Source organism: Mesorhizobium sp. LMG17149, assembly GCF_024518695.1.
Classification (GTDB): Bacteria; Pseudomonadota; Alphaproteobacteria; order Rhizobiales; family Rhizobiaceae; genus Mesorhizobium.
Genome location: NZ_JANIFL010000005.1, coordinates 343613 through 366238, shown reverse-complemented (window position 1 = coordinate 366238; position 22626 = coordinate 343613). Strand labels below are relative to the sequence as shown.

Here is a 22626-nt window from a genome sequence, read left to right as displayed (position 1 = left end):
GGCAGCCTCAAGCTCGCGCCTTGACTTCCGCCGTCTCCGGCACCGGCGTCAACGGCCGACGCTCGGTGAACCAGGACACCAGATTGTCGACGCACAGATCCGCCATGGCGCGGCGGGTGTGGTCCGAGGCCGAGCCGACATGCGGCAGCAGCGAGGTGTTGGGCGCGTCGAGCAGCGCCTTGGGCACGTTCGGTTCGTCGGCAAAGACGTCGAGGCCGGCGGCGGCGATGGTGCCGGTGACAAGGGCTGCCGCAAGCGCTGCTTCGTCGACAGTGCTGCCACGGCCGATGTTGACGAAGACGCCGTTGGCGCCAAGTGCCGACAGGATTTCGGCATTGACCGCCTTCTCCGTCGAAGCGCCCCCCGGCGCGACCGAAATCAGCGTATCGACGGCCTCGGCAAGTCCTTTCAGGGTCGCATGGTACTGGTAGGGAAGACCTTCGATACGGCGCCGGTTGTGGTAGGCGACCGGCAAGCCAAAAGCTTCCAGACGCCGGGCGATGGCCTGCCCGATGCGGCCCATGCCGAAAATACCCACACTGCGCCCGCGCAAGGTCAGCCGGCTCAGCGGATAGTTGCCCTTGCGCACCCAGCTGCCGTCGCGCAGCCAGGTTTCGGCGCGCGGCAGATCGCGGATGGTGTTGATCAACAGCCCGATCGTGGTGTCGGCGACCTCCTCGGTCAACACGTCGGGCGTGTTGGTGACCATGATGTTCTTCGCTCGGGCATGGCCGACATCGACCGAATCATAGCCGACGCCGAAGGAGGCGATGAGCTCGAGGTTGGGTAATGCATCCATCATCGCCGCGTTGATGCCGGCAAACGAAGCGATGCCGCGCACATCGTTGCGCATCTCATTGGTGATGAGGGACGGATCGGCGCGTTCTATTCTGACACGCCTGAATGTGCGGTTGATGCGGTCGACCGCATGGTCGTTGAAATCGCCCGGCACCAGGATGGCGACGGTCTGCAACTGTTCGGCCTTGGTCATGCACGCTCCACCGGCTTGCCGGTCGACTGACGCACATGCAGTTCCGGCTTGATCAATTCCTGCGAGGGCCGCACCGTCTGGCCGTTGAGCTTGTCGAGCAACGCGCTGGCGGCGCGGCGGCCAACCTCGCGCTGGCCGTTCCAGACGGTGGTCAGCGCCGGCGTCGCGATCGCCGCCTCTTCGAGGTCGTCATAGCCGGTGACCGAGATATCGACGCCGGGCACCAGGCCGGCGCGCGCGATGCCGTTCATCAGGCCGATGGCGACGAGGTCGTTCCAGCAGCAGGCCGCCGTCGGTCTGTCCTTCAGCGCCAGGAACTGCCCGGCGGCCTCGAAGCCGGCCTGCTTGGTGCGCGGGCCGGCGATGCGCCAGGACGGCCTGACTTCCAGCCCGGCCGCCTCCATCGCGTTGACATAGCCCTGGTAGCGGTCGCGGCCGGTCGAGGTCTGGTCGGTGCCGCCGATCATGGCGATGCGCTTGTGGCCGAGCGAGATCAGGTGGTTGGTGGCGAGGCCTGTTCCATAGGAGTCATCGCCGCGAAAGACCGGCACGTCGGCACCCTCGACGGTGCGCGCGATCAGCACAGCCGGCAGGCCGTTCTCCTCGGCCATCAGGATGTCGGAAGCCGGCGTGCCGATGGCCGGCGACATGATGACGCCGTCGGCGCCGAGCTGCAAAAGCGTATCGATGAAGGTGCGCTGCTTTTCGAGCTGATCGTAATGATTGGACAGGATGAAGGTCTGCCGGCTGCGGTCGAGCTCGCTTTCGATTGAGCGCAGGATCTCGGCGAAGAATGGGTTCATGATGTCGTGGACGACGACGCCGACAATGCCGGAACGCGAGGTGCGCAGGCTGGCGGCGCGTCGGTTATAGATATAGCCGATGGCGCGGGCATGTTCCTTGATGCGGTCACGCGTGGTACCGGCAACCAGAGGGCTGTCGCGCAGCGCCAGCGAGACCGTGGCCGTGGACACGCCGAGCGCATCCGCGATCGTCGAAAGCTTGATTTTTTGTGCCAGCGACGTGTGCTCCCCGGACCTGAACTTTCAGACCTAAACTGTTTAAAGGCGGCGTTATGCCACCGATCGGGGGCAAATCAAAGTTTTTTTGCCAACGCCTCGGCCTCGACATCCGAGGCCGCGCGGCTCCGCAGCCGAAGCCTATGCTCGCGATGGACGATGTAGAGACCGCTGGCGACGATGATGGCGGCGCCGACCAATGTCCAGCGGTCGGGAAACTGCTTGAAGACGATCCAGCCGGAAATGATCATCCACACCATCTGCGAATAGGGATAGGGCGCCAAAGCCGTGGTTGTCGCCAGCCGGTAGGCCTGGACCAGCAGCCAGTGACCGACGCCGCCGAACACGCCGAGCATCAGCAGCACGAACCAGTGCCAACCGTCATGCGGCAGGGAAAACGAAAACGGCAGCAGGGGCAGAAGCAACAGCGCCGGTGCCAGCGCCGAAAACAGGATGAGGCTCTCCGATGTCTCGGTCGCCGACATGCGGCGCGTCATGATGACGTAGAAGCAGTTCGACAGCATCGAGCCGAGCGCGAAGAGATGTCCGATGCCGAAAACGCCGACGCCCGGCCGGGTGATGATGAGGACGCCGGCAAAGGCCGCCAGGATGGCCAGCCAGCGCCGCCAGCCGGCCCACTCGCCAAGCAGCGGACCGGCCAGTGCCGTGATCACCATCGGCCCGAAGAAATAGATCGAGGTGGTCTCGGCCAGTTGCAGGGATTTGAGCGCCAGGACATTGAATATGGTCGATCCAAACAGGAACGCGCCACGCAATATATGCGCCGGCAGGTTGACCGGACGAAACCGCACCGGTTGGCGCCAGCCGCGCAGCAGCGCGCCGACCAGCACGACATGCACGGCAAAGCGCACCCAGGCAACGACCAGCACGGAAACGCCGGCAAGGACGAGGTATTTGCTTGATGTGTCGAGGAAGGTGAAGAAGACATAGGTGGAAAGCATGCACATGATCGCCACCGGGGGCGTCGCGCTTTCTACATGTCTTTGGGGAGCACTCACTTGCAGGCCGGGTGGGAAGCTGGGCTGGAGCCCACCTTTGCGGGAATTGCCGGCTCCCGGCAAGCCAATTGTCGACTGCCGCGACATGAAAGCCTGCTGGCACAACAAGAGCCGCCGGCAGGCGTAGTGCCTTGGCTAGGCGTGCATGCGGGCGCCCTTGGTGATTTTATCGACCAGCTTCTTGTCGGCGCGAAGCGCGATCCCGACCACCTTGGCGTCTTCAGGCGCGAATTCGGCGAAGACGGCACGGTTGGCCGCGTCAAAGCCGGTCGAAAACATTTCCTCGACATAGAGCGAGGTGGTCACGCCGCGCTCCAGCGTGCGCCGGTGGATGGTGCCCAGCGTCGTCTGGTCGGCGGACAAAACGATGACCGGCTGGATCGACAGCGGGTTGTAGAGATTGCCGGCGCGGTCGCGATAGGGTTCACCGATGATATCGGGAAACTGCGCGACGATGCCGCTGGTCAGGAAAGCGGTGACGTTGAGTTTCTGCCAGACCGGCAGATCTTCCCTGAGCACGATTGCAAATTTCGTATCGAACATGAGACATTGGCCATTCGGTTTGTGCCCCAATGTGAGGCTGAAGGAGTCGATGTCGCACGATCTAGACAGCCAGGCCTTCAAGGGTCTTGGACGTTTGTGCATCGATGCGGCGGAAAACCGTATCATCTCCGCCCCCGATCCCGCAGGCATGGAGCGGATCGAGGCGCGCTTCCATGGCAGCGCGTTCGACCTCCATCGCCACGACACCTATGCGATCGGGGTGACGCTGCACGGTGTGCAGACGTTTCGCTATCTCGGCGCTGCGCGCCACAGCCTTCCGGGCCAGATCATCGTGCTGCATCCCGACGAGTTGCACGACGGCGGCGCCGGCACCGAGGACGGACTGCGCTACCGAATGCTCTATCTGGAACCGTCGCTGATGCTCGACTGCCTTGGCGGCGCGTCGCTGCCTTTTGTCAGGGATGGCGTGGTGACGGACGCCGCCTTTTGCGCAACGCTGCTTTCGGCGCTGGGTCCGTTGGAGCAGGAACTCGACGAGTTGTTCGTCGACGACTTCCTGACGGAACTGATGCAAGGCCTGATCCGGCATGGCGGCCAGTCGGCGAAGCCGATGACCAGGACGGCGTGGCGGGCGGCTGCGCTGGCGCGCGACTATCTCACGGAAAACCTGAACCGGCCGGTGCGTTCCGGCGAACTGGAAGCTGTAACCGGGCTTGATCGCTATGCCTTGTCACGGCATTTCCGTGCCGCTTTCTCCACCAGTCCACATCGCTTCTTGGTGATGCGCCGGCTTCAGCGGGCGCGGCGGATGATCGCCGCCGGCGAACCGTTGGCACAGATCGCGGTCGAAGCCGGCTTCAGCGACCAGAGCCATTTCATAAGGCAATTCAAGAAGGCGTTCGGCATGACACCGGGACGCTGGTCGTCGCTGATCCAGGGCTCTGCCGCGGCGGCTTGATCGCCTGCCGCAACAATCCGCCGGTCAGTCGTCCGACTCGGCGTCGTCGTCGATGAGCACCAGTTCCTCGTTCGAGAGGTTGGCCTCGATGCGGGCAAGCAGTTTGAACAGCGACTTCTGGTCCTTCTTGTCGAGACCCTTCAGCGCCAGCTTTTCGGTCTTCTTCACCGATTTCTCGATGGCGTGAATGATGTCGCGACCGGTGTCGGTGAGGAAAATATGCGCCTGACGGGCGTCGGCCGAGGAGGCGCGTTTTTCCAGAAAACCCTGGGCTTGCAGCCGGTTGATTGTCTTGGTGATGGTAGGCGGGCGCACGCCGAGGCGTCCGGCAAGATTGCCCGGCGTCTGGCCGTCCTCGCGGTCGAGCGCCAGCATGATCTGATCCTGGCCGGCATAGAAGCCGTGCGCCAGAAGCCGGGCCGCCAGCGCCGTTCTTGCCAGCCTTGCCGCCGAATGCAGCCGGCTCATTGTCGCAGTCTTATCCGCCTTGGCCATGGTCATCCCTCTTCGGCCGTACCGGTGCGGGCAGCATAGAGGCAGCCGGCCGGTTGGCAATCGACGATGAAAAAGATTCCGGAGCTTCAAACAGCTTTGCCGGCAAGCATTGTGGTGTCCGCCGTGGCTAATGCCAGATGTTTATTTCAGTTAGATGACAAACGAATTCCCAGCCGGAATTTTCGCCGCGAGCAAAGTGATGGAGTGACCGCCGCTCAGCCGGACTTCACCGCGATGATCATCAGCGCCTGATAGGCATCCTCCAGCTCGCGCAGCGCAGCCTGCGATTGCGGTCCGGCCCGCCTGGCTATGCCGTCCGCGGCATTCGAGGTGTCGCGCTCGCCCGACCGGTCGTTGTAGGGCGCGACAGCGGTGAAAATCTGCTCGCTGAGGCTGTCCGGGAAGAACAACTGTCCGGTCATCACCGAACTGTCGTCGGGAAAGACCTTGAAATGGATGTGGGTGGTGCGGCCGCGATACCAGCCGGGATAGATCGTGGCGAAGGAAACGATGCCACTCGCGTCGGTCCTTTGCCAACCACGCAGGAAGGTCTGGCCCGAGGTGTCGAGATCGCGGCCATCACCCTGTCCGGGATAGCCGGAATAGGCGCCTTGCGCGTCGCAATGCCAGATGTCGACACGAGCGCCGGCAAGCGGGCGGCAGCCCGCGTCGACAACCTGCAGCCGGACATTAAGGGCAATGCCCTTCTTGCCTTCGGTGACATCGGCGCGTTCTAGCTTCGGATCGAAATAGAACGGTCCCTCGGTCGCCTCGGGCGTGATGGTGCAGACACCGGCGCCGTTTTCGAACAAGGCCAGTCCGGCATAGGGTGAAGTCTGGTCTGCTATCGCGGCGGCGGGCAGGAAGGCACCACCGCCGGCGGTGACCGCGATCAAACCGAGCGCCTGGCGCCGGCTCATTGAGAACGAGGATGGCTTGCCGGACATATCTTGCCTCTCGAATTGGCCTCTGTCGCCCTGATCTAGGCGATCACAACGGCTTTCGCCAACGATTCGGCAATGCAGCAAGCCGGTTTGGCCCATCGGTTTGCCCCGTGCAAAAGCCCGGCGCACATCCTATATGGAGCCGACATTCCCTTTCTCAGGCCGAATTTCCGAGGCCCAGATAATTCGAGGCAAGCCATGAGCGACGCACAGACGCAGATCCCCGTAACCGTTCTCACCGGCTATCTCGGTGCCGGCAAGACGACGCTGCTCAACCGCATCCTGTCGGAAAACCACGGCAGGCGCTACGCCGTCATCGTCAACGAGTTCGGCGAAATCGGCATCGACAACGACCTGATCGTGGAATCCGACGAGGAAATCTACGAGATGAACAATGGCTGCGTCTGCTGCACGGTGCGCGGCGACCTGATCCGTGTCGTCGAGGGCCTGATGCGCCGACCCGGCCGCTTCGATGCCATCGTCGTCGAGACCACCGGGCTCGCCGATCCGGTGCCGGTGGCGCAGACCTTCTTCATGGATGACGACGTGCGCTCCAAGACCAGGCTCGACGCGGTGGTGGCGCTGGTCGACGCCAAGCACCTGCCGCTGCGGCTCAAGGATTCCAGGGAAGCCGAGGACCAGATCGCCTTCGCCGACGTCGTCGTGCTCAACAAGACCGACCTCGTCACATCAGAAGAGCTCGCCAAGGTCGAGGCGACAATCCGCGCCATCAATCCGGCGGCAAAGATCCATCGTACCACCCGCGCCGGCGTCGACCTGACCGAAGTACTCGACCGCGGCGCTTTCGATCTGTCCCGGGCACTGGAAAACGATCCACACTTCCTCGAAGCGCATGACGATCACGATCATCATGACCACGACCATGACGGCCACGATCATGACGGGCACCACCATCATGCGCATGCTTCCGACATCCATGACGTGACGGTGCAATCGGTGTCGCTGCGCGGCGGCGAGATGGACCCGAAGAAATTCTTCCCCTGGATCGAGAAGATCACCCAGATGGAAGGCCCCAACATCCTGCGGCTGAAGGGCATCATCGCGCTCAAGGGCGATGATGAGCGCTATGTCATCCAGGGCGTGCACATGATCATTGAGGGCGACCACCAGCGCGCCTGGAAGGACGGCGAGAAGCATGAGAGCCGGCTGGTGTTCATCGGCAGGGAACTCGACGCCGAGCGGCTGAAGAAGAGTTTTGACGCCTGCCAGGCGGCTTGATTTCCAGACTTTATAGCGCTAGCGCTGCCCCTCCTTCCTTCTCCCCTTGTGGGAGAAGGTGGCCGGGCGAAGCTCGGTCGGATGAGGGGTGTTCCAGCTTGGCGCTGACGGAGATCCGTCACCCACCCCTCAACCGTCTCGGCGCTGCGCGCCGATCCACCTTCTCCCACAAGGGGAGAAGGCCGGCCGCACCCAGCCGCGCTGGCGACCCAGCGAGGTTAGACGACCAGCATAAATCTCGAATGGAATAATCTCCCATGCCAACCGTCGCCCCGCTTGATCTCGAAGGCCATTGCATCGCCGCCGTCTTTCTCGGCGACGTGCCGCATTTTGCGATGGCCGACGGCGCCGTCCATCGGCTCGACCATGGCCACAAGACAGTTCAGGCCAATGACGGGGTGCTTGCCGCCTTCCATGATGCGGCCAATGACCGGCTGATCGCCGGCGGCGAGGACGGCAAGGTGTTTGCCGTGAAGGCGGGCGGCGAGGTCACGGAATTGGCAAGCGCGGCCAAGAAGTGGATCACCAGCGTTGCCGCCGGGCCGCAAGGCGCCATCGCCTATGCCTCAGGCAAGACCGCCTTCGTGCGCTTCGCCGACGGCAAGACCAGGGAATTCGTCCATCCGCGTTCGGTGGAGGGGCTGGCCTTCTCGCCCAAGGGCATGCGCTTCGGTGTCGCCCGCTACAATGGCGCGACGCTGCATTTCCCGGCCGCCGAGGGCAAGCCGGTCGAGCTCGAATGGGCCGGCGCCCACACCGGCATCACCTTCTCTCCCGATGGCGCCTTCCTCGTCACCACCATGCAAGAAAACGCATTGCACGGCTGGAAGCTCGCCGAAGGCAAGCACATGCGCATGACCGGCTATCCCGGCAAGGTCAAAAGCCTGTCGTGGAGTGTGAAGGGCAAATGGCTGGCGAGTTCCGGCGCGCCGGCGGCGATCGTCTGGCCGTTTTCAGGCAAGGATGGTCCAATGGGCAAGGCACCGCTGGAGCTCGGCACGCGCGGCAACGCCATGGTGACGGCTGTCGCCTGCCACCCGAGCCAGGATGTCGTTGCCGTCGGCTATGATGACGGGATGGTGATGGCGGTGCGTTTTGCCGACGCCAAGGAAGTGCTGTTGCGACGGCCGGGCAAGGGCGCCATCACCTCGATGATGTGGGACAAGGAAGAACGCCGGGTCGCCTTCGGTAGTGCCGCCGGCGATTGCGGCGTCATCGATATCACGGCCTGACCCCGCTCACTCCGCTCCGCACGACACTTTGCCGCTGATTTCAACCGGTTTGCCGTCCTGGTCCGTACCCGCCGCGGCGTCGTAGACGGCGAGCGTATAGTTCCCGTCGTAGACGCCTTCGTCGCTGGTCTTGGTCAGGATCGTCAGTTCGACCGAGTTGATCTTTTGCGCGACCTCGTGCTCACGATAGATGTTCAGCCGCAATTCCTTGCCGTCGAGCCAGTACTGCGTCAGGTTGGAATCCTCGAACACGGTCTTGCGCAGGCTGTCGCCGGCAGGCCGGCTCAGAATTTCGAGGTTGCCGCGAAAGTTGAAGGTCGGCCCGCCCATGCCTCTGGTGACGCCTGCCTCGACCTCGAATGTCGCCGCCGGGTCTTCGGTGGAGCACCAGATGCCACCCGACGCGAAGGCAGCGCCAGCCGACGACAGAAGCATTGCCACACACATGATCGTTCTCATTTTACCCCTCCACCTCAATTCCCGCTCATATTGGCGCTGACTTCGGCAGCACGGTCAAGCGCCGCTGCCAAAGGCTGAGCCAACGCAGGGCAGATGCGCGGCCAATTGCGGATGCGGACACGGATTGGCTAAGAGGGATCGACCAGAGGGGTTTTCATGCACAGCGACACGTCCAACACGTCCATCGGCGGCATCGGCCGCGACCGCATTGCCGATTTGCGCGAAACCGAGGGGGCAGCCTTCCGCAAGGCGCGGCCAAAATCGCAAGCCAAGATCGGCAACGGCCTGCCCGGCTTCTTCGGCGGCGTCCCGATGCACTGGATGAACGATTGGCCGACGCCGTTCCCGATCCTGGTCGACAACGCCAGGGGCGCTACGATCACGGATATCGACGGAAACAAGCTTGACGATTTCTGCCTTGGAGACACCGGCTCGATGTTTGGCCATTCGCCGCCACCGGTGGCTCGCGCCATCCGCCGCCAGGCCGGACGCGGCCTGACCTATATGCTGCCTTCGGAAGATGCGCTGGCCATTGGGCCGCTGCTGCAGCAGCGCTTCGGAATGCCATTCTGGCAGATCGCGACGACGGCGACCGACGCCAACCGCTTTGCGCTGCGTGTTGCCCGTGCCATCACCGGCCGCGAAAAAATCCTGGTCTTCAACGGCTGCTATCATGGCTCGGTCGACGAAACGATGGTGCGGCTGATCGACGGCAAGCCCGTCAACCGGCCAGGATTGGCGGGCGAGTTCCGCGACTTGACCCGCACGGCCAAGGTCATCGAGTTCAACGATGTTTCAGCACTCGAAGCCGCGCTTAGGGATAAGGACGTCGCCTGCGTCATCGCCGAGCCGGTGCTGACCAATTCCTGCATGGTGCTGGCCGATCCGGGCTACCATGACGCCCTGCGCAAACTGACACGCCAAACCGGCACGCTGCTTCTGATCGACGAGACGCACACGATCTCGACCGGCCCCGGCGGCTACACGAGGAAATATGGTCTCGACCCGGACTTCTTCGTGCTGGGCAAGCCGATCGCCGGCGGCGTGCCGGCCAGTGTCTGGGGCATGAGCGACGACGTTGCCTCACGCTACGCGGATTACAACAGGACCAAGGAGCCGGGCTATTCCGGCATGGGCACGACACTCTCGGCCAACCCGCTGCAGTTCGCGGCGATGCGCGCCACGCTCGAAGAGGTGATGACGCAGGAAAACTACGACCGCATGGATCATCTGGCGCGGCGGCTCGATGCCGGGCTGACCGGCGTGATCGATCGCTATCGCCTGCCCTGGCATGTTTCCCGCGTCGGCGCTCGTGTCGAGTTCATCTGTGCGCCCGGTCCGCTGCGCAATGGCGCCGAGGCGGAAATGGCGCATGCACCGGTACTGGAGGCCGCCATCCATGTCGCGCTGGTCAATCGCGGCGTGCTGATCGCACCCTTCCACAACATGATGCTGATCTCGCCGGCGACCTCGGCTGCCCAGGTCAACCGGCTGATCACCGCCTTCGGCGCGGTTGCGGCGAAGCTTGCGGCATGAGACAAGCGGCGATGGACCACCCCAACGTCATGATAACCTCACCTTCGGGCTCGACACCTGCCGAGGCGCAAGCCTTTCTCGACGCCCATCCCGAGATCGAGGCCTTCGATATCGTGCTGACCGATGCCAATGGCGTCGGCCGTGGCAAGATCGTGCGCCGGCATGAACTGAAGAGCATCTTCGAGGGCGGCCGCCATATGCCGATCTCGATCCTCGGCCTCGACATCACCGGCGAGGATGTGCACGAGACCGGACTGATCTGGACGACCGGTGATGGCGACCTCAGGGCATGGCCGATCCCCGGCACGCTGGTGCCGCTCTACGGTACGAGCCCGCCGCGCGGCCAGTTGCTGATGGCGATGTACATGCTCGACGGCCGACCGATGTCGTCGGATCCGCGCCTGGCGCTGGCTCGGCAGGTGGAGATCCTGGCGGCCAAGGGCCTCTATCCGGCCGGCGCCTTCGAGCTCGAATTCTTCCTGCTGGCCAATGAGCGCGACGCCGACGGCAAGGTGCAGCCGGCGCGCGCGGTGCTCGATGGCCGCGTCTCGGGCAAGACCGAAGTCTATTCGGTCGACCATCTGCACGGCATGGAGCCGCTGTTCTCCGACATCTATGCCGCGGCCAAGGCGCAAGGCATTCCGGCCGAGACGGTGATTTCCGAATATGCGCCCGGCCAGTACGAATTGACGCTGAACTACCGCAAGGATGTGATGCGGGCGGCCGACGATCTGGTCATGCTGAAGCGGCTTGTGCGGGCGCAGGCGCGCCGCCACGGCGTCACCGCCTGTTTCATGGCCAAGCCGATCGAGAAATATGCCGGCTCGGGCATGCATTTCCACGTCTCGCTGCAGGACAAGGCCGGCCGAAACGTCTTTGCCGAAGCCGGCGGCGAGAGCTGGTCGCTGCCGCTGCTGCAGGGGCTCGGCGGCCTGATCCAGACCATGGCGGAATCGATGCTGGTGTTTGCACCGCATTCCAATTCCTGGCGGCGTTTCGTCTCGCAATCCTATGCGCCGGTGGCGCCGACCTGGGGCGTCAACAACCGCTCGGTGGCATTGCGCGTGCCAGCGGGCGATGCCAAGAACCGGCGCATCGAGCACCGGCCGTCCGGCGTCGACGCCAATCCCTACCTGATCGCCGCGACCGTGCTCGCCGGCATCATCAAGGGCATGGATGAAGGCCTCGATCCCGGTCCCGAAACGACCGGCAACGGCTATGAGGCAGCGGTCACGCGCACGACCATGCCTGTCGACTGGCGCGCCGCGATCGAAGCGGCGCGGACGTCCAGCTTCCTGAAGAACGCGCTCGGCGAAGACCTGCACCGCACCTTCGTGGCGATCAAACAGTCCGAATATCTGCGGGTGGCACGCACGGTCAGCGAACTGGATTACCACCTCTATCTGCACGAGGTTTGATGGATTCATGATGGGCGGCGATCACTTTTTCGCCGCCTCCATCAAATGAGGTAGCGGATCTCCTGTTTAGAACATATCATGAACAGATGAGCGCACTTACCGTCCGTGACAAGCTGGCGATCCTCTCCGACGCCGCCAAATACGATGCCTCCTGCGCCTCTTCCGGTGCAGCGAAAAACGACTCGCTGAAATCAGGCGGCATCGGCTCCACCGAGGGCATGGGCATCTGCCATTCCTATGCGCCGGATGGCCGCTGCATTTCCCTTCTCAAGGTCCTGCTGACCAATTTCTGCATCTACGACTGCAGCTATTGCATCAACCGCTCGTCCTCCAATGTGCGGCGCGCCCGTTTCACCATCGACGAGGTGGTGAAGCTGACCATGGATTTCTACCGGCGCAACTACATCGAAGGCCTGTTCCTGTCCTCGGGCGTCATCCGCTCGCCGGACGAGACCATGGGCGAGATGGTCGAGGTGGCGCGCCGGCTGCGGCTGGAGGAGAAGTTCTCCGGCTATATCCACCTGAAAACCATTCCGGAAAGTTCGGCCGAACTGATCGAGAAGGCAGGGCTTTATGCCGACCGGCTATCGATCAATGTCGAACTGCCGACCGACGAGGGTGTGAAGCGGTTGGCGCCCGAGAAGAAGCCGGAGACAATCCGGCTTTCCATGGCCAGGCTGCGCCAGAAGATGGAGGAGAAGGCCGAGCCGACTTTGAAAACCAAAAAGCGCGAACGCTTTGCGCCGGGCGGCCAGTCGACGCAGATGATCATCGGCGCCGACAAGACATCCGACGACGGCATCCTTCACACCAGCGCGCGGCTCTATGGCAGCTATCATCTGCGGCGCGTCTATTACTCGGCTTTCAGCCCGATTCCGGATTCGTCATCGTCGCTGCCCTTGCTGAAACCACCGCTGATGCGCGAGCACCGGCTCTATCAGGCCGACTGGCTGATGCGGTTCTATGGGTTTTCGCAGCCGGAAATCCTTGCCGGGAGCAGCGACGGCATGCTCGATCTCGCCATCGACCCGAAGCTCGCCTGGGCGCTGCGCAACCGGGGGCAGTTTCCGGTCGACATCAACCGCGCCGACCGCGAAGCTCTGCTGCGGGTGCCGGGTCTCGGCACCAAGGTGGTGGCAAAGATTTTGGAGACGCGCCGGCATCGGCGCATGCGGCTGGAGGATGTCGGGCGGGTCTGCCAGTCGATCGCCAAGCTCAGGCCGTTCATCATCGCCGAAGGCTGGTCGCCTGGTGCGCTGACCGACAAGGCCGGCCTGCGCGACAAGATCGCCCACTCCTGCGAACAATTGTCGTTGTTCTGATCATGCGGCCGGCGGAACTCGATCTCGCCAGATACAGAGTTCGGCTCGACAGCGAGACGGATTTTGCCGGCTGGCGTGACGCGGCACGGCGGCTGGCCCTGAATGAGGTCAGGCCCGAGGACGTCTACTGGCATGTCGCGCCGGGCTCTGATCAGGCAGAATTGCCCGAAGTGCCTGCGCGCGCGCAACTCGTCGTGCCGCGCGACTTCATCGGGCATGCCGAAACGGCCTTCTGCCATTCCGATCCCGGCCGGTTTGCCTTTCTCTACCGAATGCTCTGGCGGTTGCGCGACGAGCCTAAACTGCTGGAAATCGCGTCGGATCCCGACACCAGGCGGCTTGAGGCCATGGAAAAGGCGGTTCGGCGCGACAGCCACAAGATGCATGCCTTCGTACGCTTCCGGAAAATCGGCGACGATGCCGATGAGCGCTATGTCGCCTGGTTCGAGCCGGATCATTTCATCGTCGAGCGCAACGCCGATTTCTTCGTCAGGCGTTTCACCGGCATGCGCTGGACGATCCTGACGCCCTACGCCTCCGCCGATTGGGATGGCGAAAGGCTGGCTATCGGACCGGGCGCGGCCAAGGGCGATGCGCCGGATCAAGACGACACCGAGGCGCTCTGGCGCATCTATTTCGAGAACATCTTCAATCCGGCGCGATTGAAGGTGAAGGCCATGCAGAAGGAGATGCCGAAGAAATATTGGCGGAACCTTCCCGAGGCTTCGCTCATTCCAGACATGATCGCAGGAGCGGACAAGGCCGCCAAGGACATGATTGCGAAGATGCCGACAACACCCGCGCCGCACCACGCCAAGGTGCAGGCACGGCATTGGCCGAAGCAGCCCGCCGAAGCACCGGAAGATGATGCAGACACGATTCCCGAGTTGCGTGAGGTAGCGAAAGGCTGCCGCCGCTGCCCGCTGTGGCGCGACGCGACGCAGACCGTCTTCGGTGAAGGTCCCGACAATGCCAAGGTGATCTTCGTCGGCGAACAACCGGGGGATCAGGAGGATCTTGCCGGCAAACCTTTCGTTGGTCCGGCCGGCAAGGTGTTCGATGCGATCCTGGATGATGCCGGTGTCGATCGGCAAAAGGTCTATGTCACCAACGCGGTCAAGCACTTCAAGTTCGAGCCGCGCGGCAAGCGCCGCATCCACTCCAAGCCGAATTCCGGTGAGATTCAGGCCTGCCGCTGGTGGATCGACCAAGAATTCGAGCTGATCAAGCCGAACCTCGCCGTGGCACTCGGCGCGACGGCGGCGATGTCGCTGCTCGGCAAGGCGATCCCGGTGACAAAGATGCGCGGACAAGTGATCGAGCGCGAGGACGGATTGCGCGTGTTCATCACCATCCATCCCTCCTTCATTCTGCGCATCCGCGAGTCCGCGGACAAGGAGGCTGAACGCGAACGGTTTCTGCAGGATATGAAGCTGGTGAAGCGGCTGATGGCCGCCTGATCAGTCTGTTTTCGCAATTCCGGACGGAAAACCGCTTCACACTTTTCCTGGAATTGCTTCAGCTACCTGATCAGAATCGCCCTGAGATCGTTGACATTCGTGCCGGTCGGGCCGGGTACGAAGAGATCGCCAACCGCGTTGAAGGCCGTCCAGGCATTGTTGCCGGCAAGCATGGCCTTGGCATCGACACCGGCCGAGCGCATGCGCGACACGGTCGAGCCATCGGCGAAGGCGCCGGCATTGTCTTCCGAACCGTCGATGCCATCGGTGTCGGCGGCCAATGCGTGGATGCCTTCGACGCCGTTGATGCCGATAGCAAAGGCGAGCAGGAATTCCGAATTGCGGCCGCCCTTGCCTTTTGCCCGTAGCGTGACGGTTGTCTCGCCGCCCGACAGGACCAACACCGGCTTCGAAAATGGTCGGTTGCGCGTCGCCACTTCACGCGCGATCGCGGCATGGACGCCGCCCACCTCGCGCGCTTCGCCCTCAATGGCATCGGAGAGGATAACGGCCTCGACACCCTGCCGTTTCGCTTCCGCAGCGGCGGCTTCCAGCGATACCCCGGCCGAAGCGATCAGATGCACCTCGTTGCGCGAAAAGCGTTCGTCATCCGGGCTTGGCGCATCGGCGGCCGGCGAATTGATGTGCGCCATCACCGAGGCCGGCAGTTTCATGCGATAGGCCGATATCGAGGCCAGCGCGTCGGCGCGACTGCCTGTATCGGGTACGGTTGGGCCGGAGGCGACCATTGCCGGATTATCGCCGGGAATATCGGAGACGATCAGCGACACCACCCTGGCCGGCCATGCGGCCGCTGCCAGCCTGCCGCCCTTGATGGTGGAAAGGTGCTTGCGGATGGTGTTCATCGCCGCGATCGGCGCACCCGAGGCGAGCAGCGCCTCGTTGACGGCGATCTCGTCGGCCAGCGTCAAGCTGCCGGCCGGCGACGGCAACAGCGCCGATCCGCCGCCGGAAATCAGCGCCACCACCAGGTCATCCTCAGTCAGATCCTGGACCTTGGCGAGCAGGCGCCGCGAGGCTTCCAGACCGGCAGCGTCCGGCACCGGATGCGCCGCCTCGATGATCTCAATGCGCTCGCAGGTCGCGCCATAGCCATAGCGGGTGACGACCAGCCCTTCGATAGGGCCGTCCCACGCTTTCTCGAACGCTGCCGCCATCTGCGCCGAGCCTTTGCCCGCGCCGATGACGATGGTGCGGCCCTTCGGCTTGGCCGGCAGATGATCCCGGATGGTTCGTTCCGGGTCGGCGGCGGCGATGGCGGCGTTGAAGATGGAGGTCAGGAATGCCTTGGGATCGAGCACGGTCATTCGGCGTCCCGAGGCAATGCCAGGCCGCGCTTGTCGACGCCCAAATGATCGCATAGCGCATCTACGACGACGCCGTGATCCTCGCGCTCCGGCAGTCCGGAGACGGCGATCACCCCGATGACGCCGGCGCCCTTGACGGTCACCGGAAAGCCACCGCCGGCCAGCACGTAGTCGGCAATATCCAGCCCTTCGCCGATCTTGAAGCTGCGGTCCGGGCGCTGCTGTTCCAACACCATACGATAGGTGCTTCTCAGGAACCGTTTGACCACATTGATCTTGCGCCGCGCCCAGTCGGGATTGGAAGCATTCGAGCCCGGCAGCGCGGCATAGAACAGCGGCCGATCCCACAGCCTGATATCGACAATGATCGGCATGGCCTCGGCCAGTGCCCGCTCACGGATCGCCGCGCCGATCTCGAAGGCGACGGCCTCGTCGAACGCCGGGAAGACCAGCGTCTCTTCCTGTTTCTGGATCAGAGCGATGTCGTCCGCAGCGGCCATTTTTGTTCTCCGAATCGTCACAAATCGTGTGTACGACAAGCTCCGCCCGGTCAAGGTCCCGTCGTCGCGGCCACCTTCTCCCCGAGGGGAGAAGAGACGAGCACGGGCCTCGGCTTCCTCCTCTCCCCTCGGGGAGAGGTCGGATTGTCCCGAATTGCCCTTCGCAATTCGGTTGGCAATCCGGGTAAGGGGGTCTTACCCCGCGATCATATCCGCCTTGGCTGCGCGCCCCGCCACATAAACCTCGCGCACGGTGCGGTCGTCGCCAAGCGTCTGCAGGAGAAACAGTTCCTGCGCCAGCGTCTCGACCGTTTCCATCCTGAGCCGCATCGCCGGCGTCGCCCTGGCGTCCAGCACGACGATGTCGGCATCGGTGCCCTCGTCCAGCGTGCCTATCTTTTCCGCCACCGACAGCGCCTCGGCATTGCCACGCGTCATCTGCCAGAAGGACTGGAACGGGTTGAGCTTCTCGCCGTTCAGCGCGATCACCTTGTAGCCCTCGTCCATGGTGCGCAGCATCGAATAATTGGTGCCGCCGCCGACATCGGTGGCGGCGGCGATGCGGAGCGGCTTGTCGCGGCGACGAAAGCGCTGATAATCGAACAGGCCGGAGCCGAGGAACAGGTTGGAAGTCGGGCAGAACACCGCCACCGAGCCACTGTCGGAAAGCGCATCCGCTTCGCGCTCCGAGAGATGGATGCAGTGCCCGAACAGGCTCTTTTTGCCCAACAGCCCGTAGTGCTCGTAAACGTCGGTATAGTCGCGCGACCACGGGTAGAGTTCCTGCGTGAAGGCAATCTCAGCGTGGTTCTCCGACAGATGCGTCTGCATGTGCAAATCGGGATGTTCGCGGCACAGCGCGGCCGCCATCTCCATCTGCTCCGGCGACGAGGTGATGGCGAAGCGCGGCGTGATGGCATAAAGCTGCCGTCCCTTGCCATGCCACTCCTTGATCAGCGCCTTCGTGTCGTCGTAACCCGATTGCGGCGTGTCGAGCACGCCGTCGGGCGCATTGCGATCCATCATCACCTTGCCGGCGATGTTGAGCATATTGCGGTCATGCGATTCGCCAAAGAAGGCCTCCGCCGAAGCCTTGTGCACCGAGCAGTAGGCGGCGACCGTCGTTGTACCGTGGCGCACCATTTCGTCGAGGAACAGCCGCGCGATACGGCGGCCATGTTGCGCGTTGGCGAACTTCGTCTCTTCCGGAAAGGTGTAGGTGTTCAGCCAGTCGAGCAGCTCAGCGCCATAGGAGGCGATGATCTGCATCTGCGGAAAATGCGCATGCGCGTCAATGAAGCCGGGCAGCAGCAGATGCGGCCGGTGGTCGATTTTTTTCGCTACCTCGCCGGCTTGCTTTTCAACATCGGCATAGGTGCCAGCGGCGACGATCCTGCCGTCGCGGATCAGCAGGCCACCATCCTCCTCGTAGCGCCAGGCGGCATGATCGTCGATGGTTTGCGGCCAGCGCACAAAGGAAAGCGTGCGGCCGCGCAGGAGTGTCGAGGTCATGCTACTTCCCCGCGCCTTCGAACCAGGCCACCAGCAGCGCCCGTTCCTTGTCGGTGATCTGCGAGACGTTTGCGGGCGGCATGGCGTGGCTGCGGCCGGCCTGCAGATAGATCTCGCGGGCGTGGTTGGCGATGTCGGCGTCGGTGTCGAGCATCACGCCCTTGGGCGCATGATAGATGCCCTCATAGACCGGCTCCGCCGCGTGGCACATCGAGCAGCGGCCGAGCACGGTGTCGCGTACGGCCGGGAAATGCGCTGAAGCGACATAGATTTGCGCCGCCGCAGATTCCCTGGGTTCGCCGGTCAGCACTTTCGGCGCGGTCGACAGCCAGATGATGACAATGAACAGGACAAGTGCCGCCATCCAGGTCCAGGTCGGGTTGCCCTTGCGCGCGTGGACCGAGTTGAAATAGTGCCGGATCAGCACGCCGATGATGAACACCAGCGAGGCGATGACCCAGTTGAACTCAGTGCCGAACGCCAGCGGATAGTGGTTCGACAGCATCAGGAACAGCACCGGCAGCGTCAGATAATTGTTGTGGAGCGAACGCTGCTTGGCGATCTTGCCGTATTTCGGATCGGGCTTGCGGCCGGCGATGAGGTCGGCGACAACGATCTTCTGGTTTGGGATGATGACCATGAAGACATTGGCCGACATGATCGTGGCGGTGATGGCGCCCAGATGCAGGAAGGCGGCGCGGCCGGTGAACAGGTGCGTCAGCCCCCAGGCAATGAACACCAGCACGCAGTAGAGCACCAGCATCAGGCCGGTATCGCTTTTTCCCAGCGGCGAGCGGCACAGCAGATCATAGACCACCCAGCCGACGCCGATCGTTGCCAGCGACAGCAGGATGCCTGTAGGCGCCGACATCGGCAGCACGTTGGGATCGATCAGGAACAGATCGGCTCCGGCGTAGTAGACGACGCACAGCATGGCGAAGCCGGACAGCCAGGTGGCGTAGGATTCCCATTTGAACCAGGTCAGGTGTTCCGGCATTTCGGCTGGTGCCACGAGATATTTCTGGATGTGGTAGAAGCCGCCGCCATGCACCTGCCATTCCTCGCCGAAGGCGCCGACGGGCATGCCGGGACGCTGGCGCAGGCCAAGGTCGAGCGCGACGAAGTAGAAGGACGAGCCGATCCAGGCGATGCCGGTGACGACGTGGAGCCAGCGCACGGCAAAACTCAGCCAGTCCCAGAAAATCGCGAAATCCATCATTGAAATCGTCCCTGCCGATCGGGCGACTTTACGGGTTGGAGCGCAAACGGAAAGAGGCGAGGTGCACGATGACTTTCAAAAAAAAATGGAAAATACTAGGGTAGTCACACGCAGCAGGATGGGAGCCGCCCGAAGGCGGCCTCAGGAAAGCCACTAAACCGCATGGCCTATCTCGACAACATTGCCGTCTTCGTTCGCGTGGTCGAACTCGGCAATCTGTCGGCGGCCGGGCGCGACATGCGGATTTCGCCGGCGGTCGCCTCCAACCGCATCAAGGAGTTGGAGAAGCACCTAGGCGTGCGTCTGTTCAACCGCACGACGCGGCAATTGATGCCGACCGAGCATGGCACGGTTTTTTACGGGGGCGCAAAGCAGGTGCTGGAGGCGATCACCGAAGCGGAAGCCGCGGTCTCGGCGCTTTCCGGTCAGCCGCGCGGCACCATCCGCGTCACCGCCCCCTTGGGCCTCGGCCGTCGGTTGGTGGCCTCGGGCATTCCCGATTTTCACGACAAATACCCAGACATCGAGGTGAGGCTGAGGCTTTCGGATCACAATGTCGACATCATGAAGGAAGGCATCGACGTCGCCTTCCGGCTCGGCATCATCGAGGATTCCAGCCTCAGGATGCGCGGCATCATGGAATGCGAGCGCGTGCTGGTGGCGGCGCCGAAATATCTCGAGGCGCGCGGCGAACCGATCGAGCCGCAGGAACTGATCGGCAAGAAGCACGACTGCCTGATGCTGCGTTATTCCGGCGCGCGCGAATATGTGTGGACGCTGCAGACCCCCACAGGCCCGCAGAAATTCGAGGTGCACGGGCCATATGACACCGACGATGGCGACGTGCTGACCGGCTGGGCGCTTTCAGGCCGCGGCATCATCAACAAGCCGCGCTTCGAGGTCGAGCCATTCATCCGCGACCGGCGGCTGAAGGTGATCCTGAGCAGCACGCCACCGACACCGGTGCAGTTCGCCGCCGTGTATCCGCACAAGAAGCTGCAGGATCCAAAAGTGCGGCTGCTGCTCGACTTCATGGCCGAGCGCTGCCAGCGACTGATCAACGATCTGCTAGCTGGGAAATAATGCTGGCCTCCACGTGACCGGCGGTTGGCCCAGCGCCAGCGGTTGCCATCCCCTGAAGTGGCGAACATAGTTCGGGTGGTATTTCGTCTCGCAGGCACCATCGATGGACAGCGGCGCCACAATGCATCTTGCCGTTTCGCTGTTTCCGGGGATCGCCGATCCATCGCCGGAACCGGGATTCAGCCGCCTGACTGGTTTCGTGCAAAAGGCCGAAGCAGCGGGCCTGGACATGGTGCTGCTTGCCGATTCCGCACCGGCGTCCGGCGGCGGTGCCGCGAACAGCCCGATGCCCTTCGAAGCGACCACTTTGCTGGCCGCATTGGCGACTGTCACAAGCAGGATCGGGCTCGTCGCCGCGGCATCGACCGTCGCCCACCAGCCATACAATCTGGCGCGCCGTTTCGCCTCGCTCGACATTATCAGCCATGGCCGCAGTGGCTGGAACGCAACCATGACGCAAGCGCCACGGGAAGCAGCCAATTTCAGCCGGCCCGGGGGATTTTCGCCCGACGATTTCCGCCGTCGCAGTGAGGAATGTATCGGCATCGTGCAAGGTCTGTGGCGGGGCTGGGATGCGGACGCGCTGCTGTTCGACCAGAGCGGCGGCCGCTTCCATGACCCCGAAAAGATGCATTTGCTCGACCATAAGGGCGAGTTCTTTTCCGTGCGCGGACCGCTGAACGTCGCACGCTCGCCGCAGGATACGCCAGTGCTCGTCTTGTCGGGCTTGAGCGAAGCCGACCTGGATATTGCCGCCCGCATCGCCGATGTCATCCTGCTGGATGACGGACCGGTGGAGGGCGCGACAGGACGCTATGACGATATCAGGCGCCGTGTCGCAGCCTGTGGACGCGACCCGGATGCCGTCAAGGTGCTGACGAACGTCGCGCCTACCGCCGATAGTAAGCCGGCTTCCGTCGCCGAGAGGCTGGAAGAGGAATTCCGGGCGAAAAGCTGCGACGGGTTCAACATCCTGATGCCGGGACAGCTTTCAGCGCTCGACGATTTCGTCGATCTGGTTTTGCCGGAACTGAGGCAGCGTGGCCTGTTTCGAGAGAACTATCGCGGCACGACGTTGCGCTCGCATCTCGGGCTTGCCGGCGGAGGTAACCGATGACCGCTCGCCAGATCAAGCTCGGCGCCTTCCTGTGGGCGACAGGCCACCACATCGCGGCCTGGCGCCATCCCAAGGCACACGTCACCGCCGGCACTGACATCGACCATTACATCGCGCTGGCGCGCACGGCGGAAGCGGCGAAGTTCGACATGATCTTCTGCGAAGATGCCGCAGGCCTGCGCGAAGCCAATGTCGGCATTGCCAGCCAGACTTCGCGCTCGATCGGCTTCGAGCCGATCAGCCTGCTTTCGGCGCTCGCCGTCCAGACCAGCCGCATCGGCCTCGTCTCGACAGCCTCGACAAGCTACAACGAGCCCTATGGCCTGGCGCGAGCCTTCCTGTCGCTCGACCATCTGAGCGGCGGCAGGGCCGGCTGGAACCTGGTCACCTCGGCCAGCCCTGTCGAGGCCGCCAATTTCGGCTCGACCGGCCTCAAGCCCCATGCCGATCGCTATGAGCGCGCGCGCGAATTCGCCGAGGTGGTAACCGGGCTCTGGAACGGCAAGCTCGATGGCGCTTCTGGATCCGGACATGACGGCCAGAGCTTTTCGGTTCGCGACCCGCTCGATCTGCCGCGTTCGCCGCAGGGCGCGCCGGTGATGGTCCAGGCCGGCGCCTCGGATGTCGGCCGCGACCTTGCCGCCCGCACCGCCGATGTGGTGTTCACCGCGGCGCAGACCTTCGAGGAAGCGAAGGCCTTCTACGACGATCTCAAGGGGCGTCTGGCGGCCTACGGGCGCGAGCCTGACGACATCAAGATCATGCCGGGCGTCGCGCCAGTGGTGGCGGAGACCGAAGCGGAGGCCCGTGAAAAATATGAGGAATTGCAGGCGCTGATCCCCGACGATGTCGGCGTTGCGCTTCTGTCCAGCTATCTCAGCATCTCCGATCTGTGGCGCTACCCGATCGACGGGCCGCTGCCGTATCTGCCGGAGAGCGAGGGGATGAAAAGTCGGCAGGCGCTGGTCATCGAGCAATCGCGCCGCGACGGCCTCTCTATCCGCGAGCTTGCCCGGCATTTCGCCGGCGCGCGTGGCCATTGGCGCATCGTCGGCACGGCGGCCCAGGTTGCCGATGAGTTGCAGGCGCGGTTCGAAGGCGGTGCCGCCGACGGCTTCAACGTCATGCCCTCTTATTTCCCCGGCGAACTCAATGCCTTTGCGATGCTCGTCGTGCCGGAACTGCAGCGGCGCGGCCTGTTCCGCACGGAGTACGAGGGCCGCACATTGCGCGACCAACTGGGTTTGAAACAGCCGGTTTAGCTGTGGCGC

At 63.4% G+C, this 22626-nt stretch carries 22 protein-coding genes; 11 read left to right on the top strand and 11 right to left on the bottom strand.

The genetic code is table 11. The annotated features are described in order from the left end of the window. Positions 1-7: 7 nt before the first annotated feature. The 4 genes from NP945_RS13890 to NP945_RS13875 all read right to left on the bottom strand — a co-directional run bounded on the left by NP945_RS13890 (position 8) and on the right by NP945_RS13875 (position 3572). Positions 8-991 carry a 2-hydroxyacid dehydrogenase gene (locus NP945_RS13890; RefSeq protein ID WP_256746658.1) on the bottom strand — a complete coding sequence of 328 codons (984 nt, stop codon included), beginning with the start codon at positions 989-991 and terminating at the stop codon, positions 8-10. Beyond that, positions 988-2010, bottom strand: a complete 1023-nt coding sequence (locus NP945_RS13885) for a LacI family DNA-binding transcriptional regulator (RefSeq protein ID WP_081738944.1) — start codon at positions 2008-2010, stop codon at positions 988-990. The genes NP945_RS13890 and NP945_RS13885 overlap by 4 nt, the downstream gene beginning before the upstream one ends. A 77-nt stretch (positions 2011-2087) precedes the next feature. Beyond that, a complete protein-coding gene (locus tag NP945_RS13880) occupies positions 2088-2972 on the bottom strand; it encodes a DMT family transporter (protein WP_164748949.1) in 885 nt (294 codons plus the stop codon). Between the two features lie 192 nt (positions 2973-3164). Next, positions 3165-3572: a DUF2000 family protein gene (locus tag NP945_RS13875; RefSeq protein ID WP_127331396.1), complete on the bottom strand. Its 408-nt coding sequence runs from the start codon at positions 3570-3572 to the stop codon at positions 3165-3167. A gap of 49 nt (positions 3573-3621) precedes the next feature. Here NP945_RS13875 and NP945_RS13870 point away from each other — a divergent pair, with 49 nt between their 5' ends. After that, positions 3622-4491, top strand: a complete 870-nt coding sequence (locus tag NP945_RS13870) for an AraC family transcriptional regulator (RefSeq protein WP_256746657.1) — start codon at positions 3622-3624, stop codon at positions 4489-4491. A gap of 24 nt (positions 4492-4515) precedes the next feature. Here NP945_RS13870 and NP945_RS13865 read toward each other — a convergent pair whose 3' ends face one another. Beyond that, on the bottom strand, positions 4516-4986 hold the full coding sequence (locus NP945_RS13865) for a MarR family winged helix-turn-helix transcriptional regulator (protein ID WP_127396003.1): 471 nt from the start codon (positions 4984-4986) through the stop codon (positions 4516-4518). 66 nt (positions 4987-5052) lie between these two features. Between NP945_RS13865 and NP945_RS13860 the strand changes: the two genes are divergently transcribed. Then, complete coding sequence (locus tag NP945_RS13860) at positions 5053-5238, top strand: hypothetical protein (RefSeq protein WP_127266502.1); 186 nt, start codon at positions 5053-5055, stop codon at positions 5236-5238. Here NP945_RS13860 and NP945_RS13855 read toward each other — a convergent pair. Then, complete coding sequence (locus tag NP945_RS13855) at positions 5202-5933, bottom strand: intradiol ring-cleavage dioxygenase (protein ID WP_256746656.1); 732 nt, start codon at positions 5931-5933, stop codon at positions 5202-5204. The two genes, NP945_RS13860 and NP945_RS13855, sit on opposite strands and share 37 nt — an antisense overlap. 195 nt (positions 5934-6128) lie before the next feature. Here NP945_RS13855 and NP945_RS13850 point away from each other — a divergent pair, with 195 nt between their 5' ends. Both NP945_RS13850 and NP945_RS13845 read left to right on the top strand, forming a co-directional pair. Continuing rightward, positions 6129-7169, top strand: a complete 1041-nt coding sequence (locus tag NP945_RS13850; RefSeq protein WP_256746655.1) for a GTP-binding protein — start codon at positions 6129-6131, stop codon at positions 7167-7169. Between the two features lie 257 nt (positions 7170-7426). After that, entirely contained in the window at positions 7427-8401 is a 975-nt protein-coding gene (locus NP945_RS13845) for a WD40 repeat domain-containing protein (protein ID WP_256746654.1), read from the top strand. A gap of 6 nt (positions 8402-8407) precedes the next feature. Here the strand turns inward: NP945_RS13845 and NP945_RS13840 are convergent, their stop codons facing one another. Next, entirely contained in the window at positions 8408-8860 is a 453-nt protein-coding gene (locus NP945_RS13840; protein ID WP_256746653.1) for a hypothetical protein, read from the bottom strand. Between the two features lie 156 nt (positions 8861-9016). On the opposite strand from NP945_RS13840, the gene NP945_RS13835 reads away from it, so the two are divergent. The 4 genes from NP945_RS13835 (at position 9017) to NP945_RS13820 (ending at position 14596) form a co-directional block, all read left to right on the top strand. Continuing rightward, on the top strand, positions 9017-10396 hold the full coding sequence (locus NP945_RS13835; RefSeq protein WP_256746652.1) for an aspartate aminotransferase family protein: 1380 nt from the start codon (positions 9017-9019) through the stop codon (positions 10394-10396). Beyond that, a complete protein-coding gene (locus NP945_RS13830) occupies positions 10393-11814 on the top strand; it encodes a glutamine synthetase family protein (RefSeq protein WP_372337967.1) in 1422 nt (473 codons plus the stop codon). Before NP945_RS13835 ends, NP945_RS13830 begins: the two co-directional genes overlap by 4 nt. 86 nt (positions 11815-11900) lie before the next feature. Then, positions 11901-13136: a putative DNA modification/repair radical SAM protein gene (locus tag NP945_RS13825; RefSeq protein WP_256746651.1), complete on the top strand. Its 1236-nt coding sequence runs from the start codon at positions 11901-11903 to the stop codon at positions 13134-13136. Between the two features lie 2 nt (positions 13137-13138). Then, positions 13139-14596 carry a UdgX family uracil-DNA binding protein gene (locus NP945_RS13820; protein ID WP_256746650.1) on the top strand — a complete coding sequence of 486 codons (1458 nt, stop codon included), beginning with the start codon at positions 13139-13141 and terminating at the stop codon, positions 14594-14596. A 62-nt stretch (positions 14597-14658) separates the two neighbouring features. Here NP945_RS13820 and NP945_RS13815 read toward each other — a convergent pair whose 3' ends face one another. The 4 genes from NP945_RS13815 to NP945_RS13800 all read right to left on the bottom strand — a co-directional run bounded on the left by NP945_RS13815 (position 14659) and on the right by NP945_RS13800 (position 19155). Next, entirely contained in the window at positions 14659-15924 is a 1266-nt protein-coding gene (locus NP945_RS13815) for a glycerate kinase (RefSeq protein WP_128307372.1), read from the bottom strand. Then, positions 15921-16424, bottom strand: coding sequence for a heme-degrading domain-containing protein (locus NP945_RS13810; RefSeq protein WP_127331376.1), 504 nt, complete (start codon positions 16422-16424; stop codon positions 15921-15923). Before NP945_RS13810 ends, NP945_RS13815 begins: the two co-directional genes overlap by 4 nt. Before the next feature lie 195 nt (positions 16425-16619). Continuing rightward, positions 16620-17936: a guanine deaminase gene (gene guaD / locus NP945_RS13805; protein ID WP_256746649.1), complete on the bottom strand. Its 1317-nt coding sequence runs from the start codon at positions 17934-17936 to the stop codon at positions 16620-16622. Position 17937: 1 nt separating this feature from the next. Beyond that, on the bottom strand, positions 17938-19155 hold the full coding sequence (locus NP945_RS13800) for a urate hydroxylase PuuD (RefSeq protein WP_256746648.1): 1218 nt from the start codon (positions 19153-19155) through the stop codon (positions 17938-17940). A gap of 162 nt (positions 19156-19317) precedes the next feature. On the opposite strand from NP945_RS13800, the gene NP945_RS13795 reads away from it, so the two are divergent. The 3 genes from NP945_RS13795 to NP945_RS13785 all read left to right on the top strand — a co-directional run bounded on the left by NP945_RS13795 (position 19318) and on the right by NP945_RS13785 (position 22617). Then, the gene (locus NP945_RS13795) at positions 19318-20238 is read left to right on the top strand and encodes a LysR family transcriptional regulator (protein ID WP_027039874.1); all 921 of its coding nucleotides are present in this window, start codon (positions 19318-19320) and stop codon (positions 20236-20238) included. 103 nt (positions 20239-20341) lie between these two features. Then, entirely contained in the window at positions 20342-21355 is a 1014-nt protein-coding gene (locus NP945_RS13790; RefSeq protein ID WP_256746647.1) for an LLM class flavin-dependent oxidoreductase, read from the top strand. Beyond that, entirely contained in the window at positions 21352-22617 is a 1266-nt protein-coding gene (locus NP945_RS13785; protein WP_256746646.1) for an LLM class flavin-dependent oxidoreductase, read from the top strand. Before NP945_RS13790 ends, NP945_RS13785 begins: the two co-directional genes overlap by 4 nt. The last annotated feature ends 9 nt before the right edge of the window (positions 22618-22626 follow it).

What these genes read in the sequence shown, in the direction of transcription:
- NP945_RS13890 (WP_256746658.1), bottom strand. Translation starts at nt 991, where the DNA reads ATGACCAAGGCCGAACAGTTGCAGACCGTCGCCATCCTGGTGCCGGGC.
- NP945_RS13880 (WP_164748949.1), bottom strand. Translation starts at nt 2,972, where the DNA reads ATGCTTTCCACCTATGTCTTCTTCACCTTCCTCGACACATCAAGCAAA.
- NP945_RS13875 (WP_127331396.1), bottom strand. Translation starts at nt 3,572, where the DNA reads ATGTTCGATACGAAATTTGCAATCGTGCTCAGGGAAGATCTGCCGGTC.
- NP945_RS13870 (WP_256746657.1), top strand. Translation starts at nt 3,622, where the DNA reads ATGTCGCACGATCTAGACAGCCAGGCCTTCAAGGGTCTTGGACGTTTG.
- NP945_RS13865 (WP_127396003.1), bottom strand. Translation starts at nt 4,986, where the DNA reads ATGGCCAAGGCGGATAAGACTGCGACAATGAGCCGGCTGCATTCGGCG.
- NP945_RS13860 (WP_127266502.1), top strand. Translation starts at nt 5,053, where the DNA reads ATGAAAAAGATTCCGGAGCTTCAAACAGCTTTGCCGGCAAGCATTGTG.
- NP945_RS13855 (WP_256746656.1), bottom strand. Translation starts at nt 5,933, where the DNA reads ATGTCCGGCAAGCCATCCTCGTTCTCAATGAGCCGGCGCCAGGCGCTC.
- NP945_RS13850 (WP_256746655.1), top strand. Translation starts at nt 6,129, where the DNA reads ATGAGCGACGCACAGACGCAGATCCCCGTAACCGTTCTCACCGGCTAT.
- NP945_RS13845 (WP_256746654.1), top strand. Translation starts at nt 7,427, where the DNA reads ATGCCAACCGTCGCCCCGCTTGATCTCGAAGGCCATTGCATCGCCGCC.
- NP945_RS13840 (WP_256746653.1), bottom strand. Translation starts at nt 8,860, where the DNA reads ATGAGAACGATCATGTGTGTGGCAATGCTTCTGTCGTCGGCTGGCGCT.
- NP945_RS13835 (WP_256746652.1), top strand. Translation starts at nt 9,017, where the DNA reads ATGCACAGCGACACGTCCAACACGTCCATCGGCGGCATCGGCCGCGAC.
- NP945_RS13830 (WP_372337967.1), top strand. Translation starts at nt 10,393, where the DNA reads ATGAGACAAGCGGCGATGGACCACCCCAACGTCATGATAACCTCACCT.
- NP945_RS13825 (WP_256746651.1), top strand. Translation starts at nt 11,901, where the DNA reads ATGAGCGCACTTACCGTCCGTGACAAGCTGGCGATCCTCTCCGACGCC.
- NP945_RS13820 (WP_256746650.1), top strand. Translation starts at nt 13,139, where the DNA reads ATGCGGCCGGCGGAACTCGATCTCGCCAGATACAGAGTTCGGCTCGAC.
- NP945_RS13815 (WP_128307372.1), bottom strand. Translation starts at nt 15,924, where the DNA reads ATGACCGTGCTCGATCCCAAGGCATTCCTGACCTCCATCTTCAACGCC.
- NP945_RS13810 (WP_127331376.1), bottom strand. Translation starts at nt 16,424, where the DNA reads ATGGCCGCTGCGGACGACATCGCTCTGATCCAGAAACAGGAAGAGACG.
- guaD (WP_256746649.1), bottom strand. Translation starts at nt 17,936, where the DNA reads ATGACCTCGACACTCCTGCGCGGCCGCACGCTTTCCTTTGTGCGCTGG.
- NP945_RS13800 (WP_256746648.1), bottom strand. Translation starts at nt 19,155, where the DNA reads ATGATGGATTTCGCGATTTTCTGGGACTGGCTGAGTTTTGCCGTGCGC.
- NP945_RS13795 (WP_027039874.1), top strand. Translation starts at nt 19,318, where the DNA reads ATGGCCTATCTCGACAACATTGCCGTCTTCGTTCGCGTGGTCGAACTC.
- NP945_RS13790 (WP_256746647.1), top strand. Translation starts at nt 20,342, where the DNA reads ATGGACAGCGGCGCCACAATGCATCTTGCCGTTTCGCTGTTTCCGGGG.
- NP945_RS13785 (WP_256746646.1), top strand. Translation starts at nt 21,352, where the DNA reads ATGACCGCTCGCCAGATCAAGCTCGGCGCCTTCCTGTGGGCGACAGGC.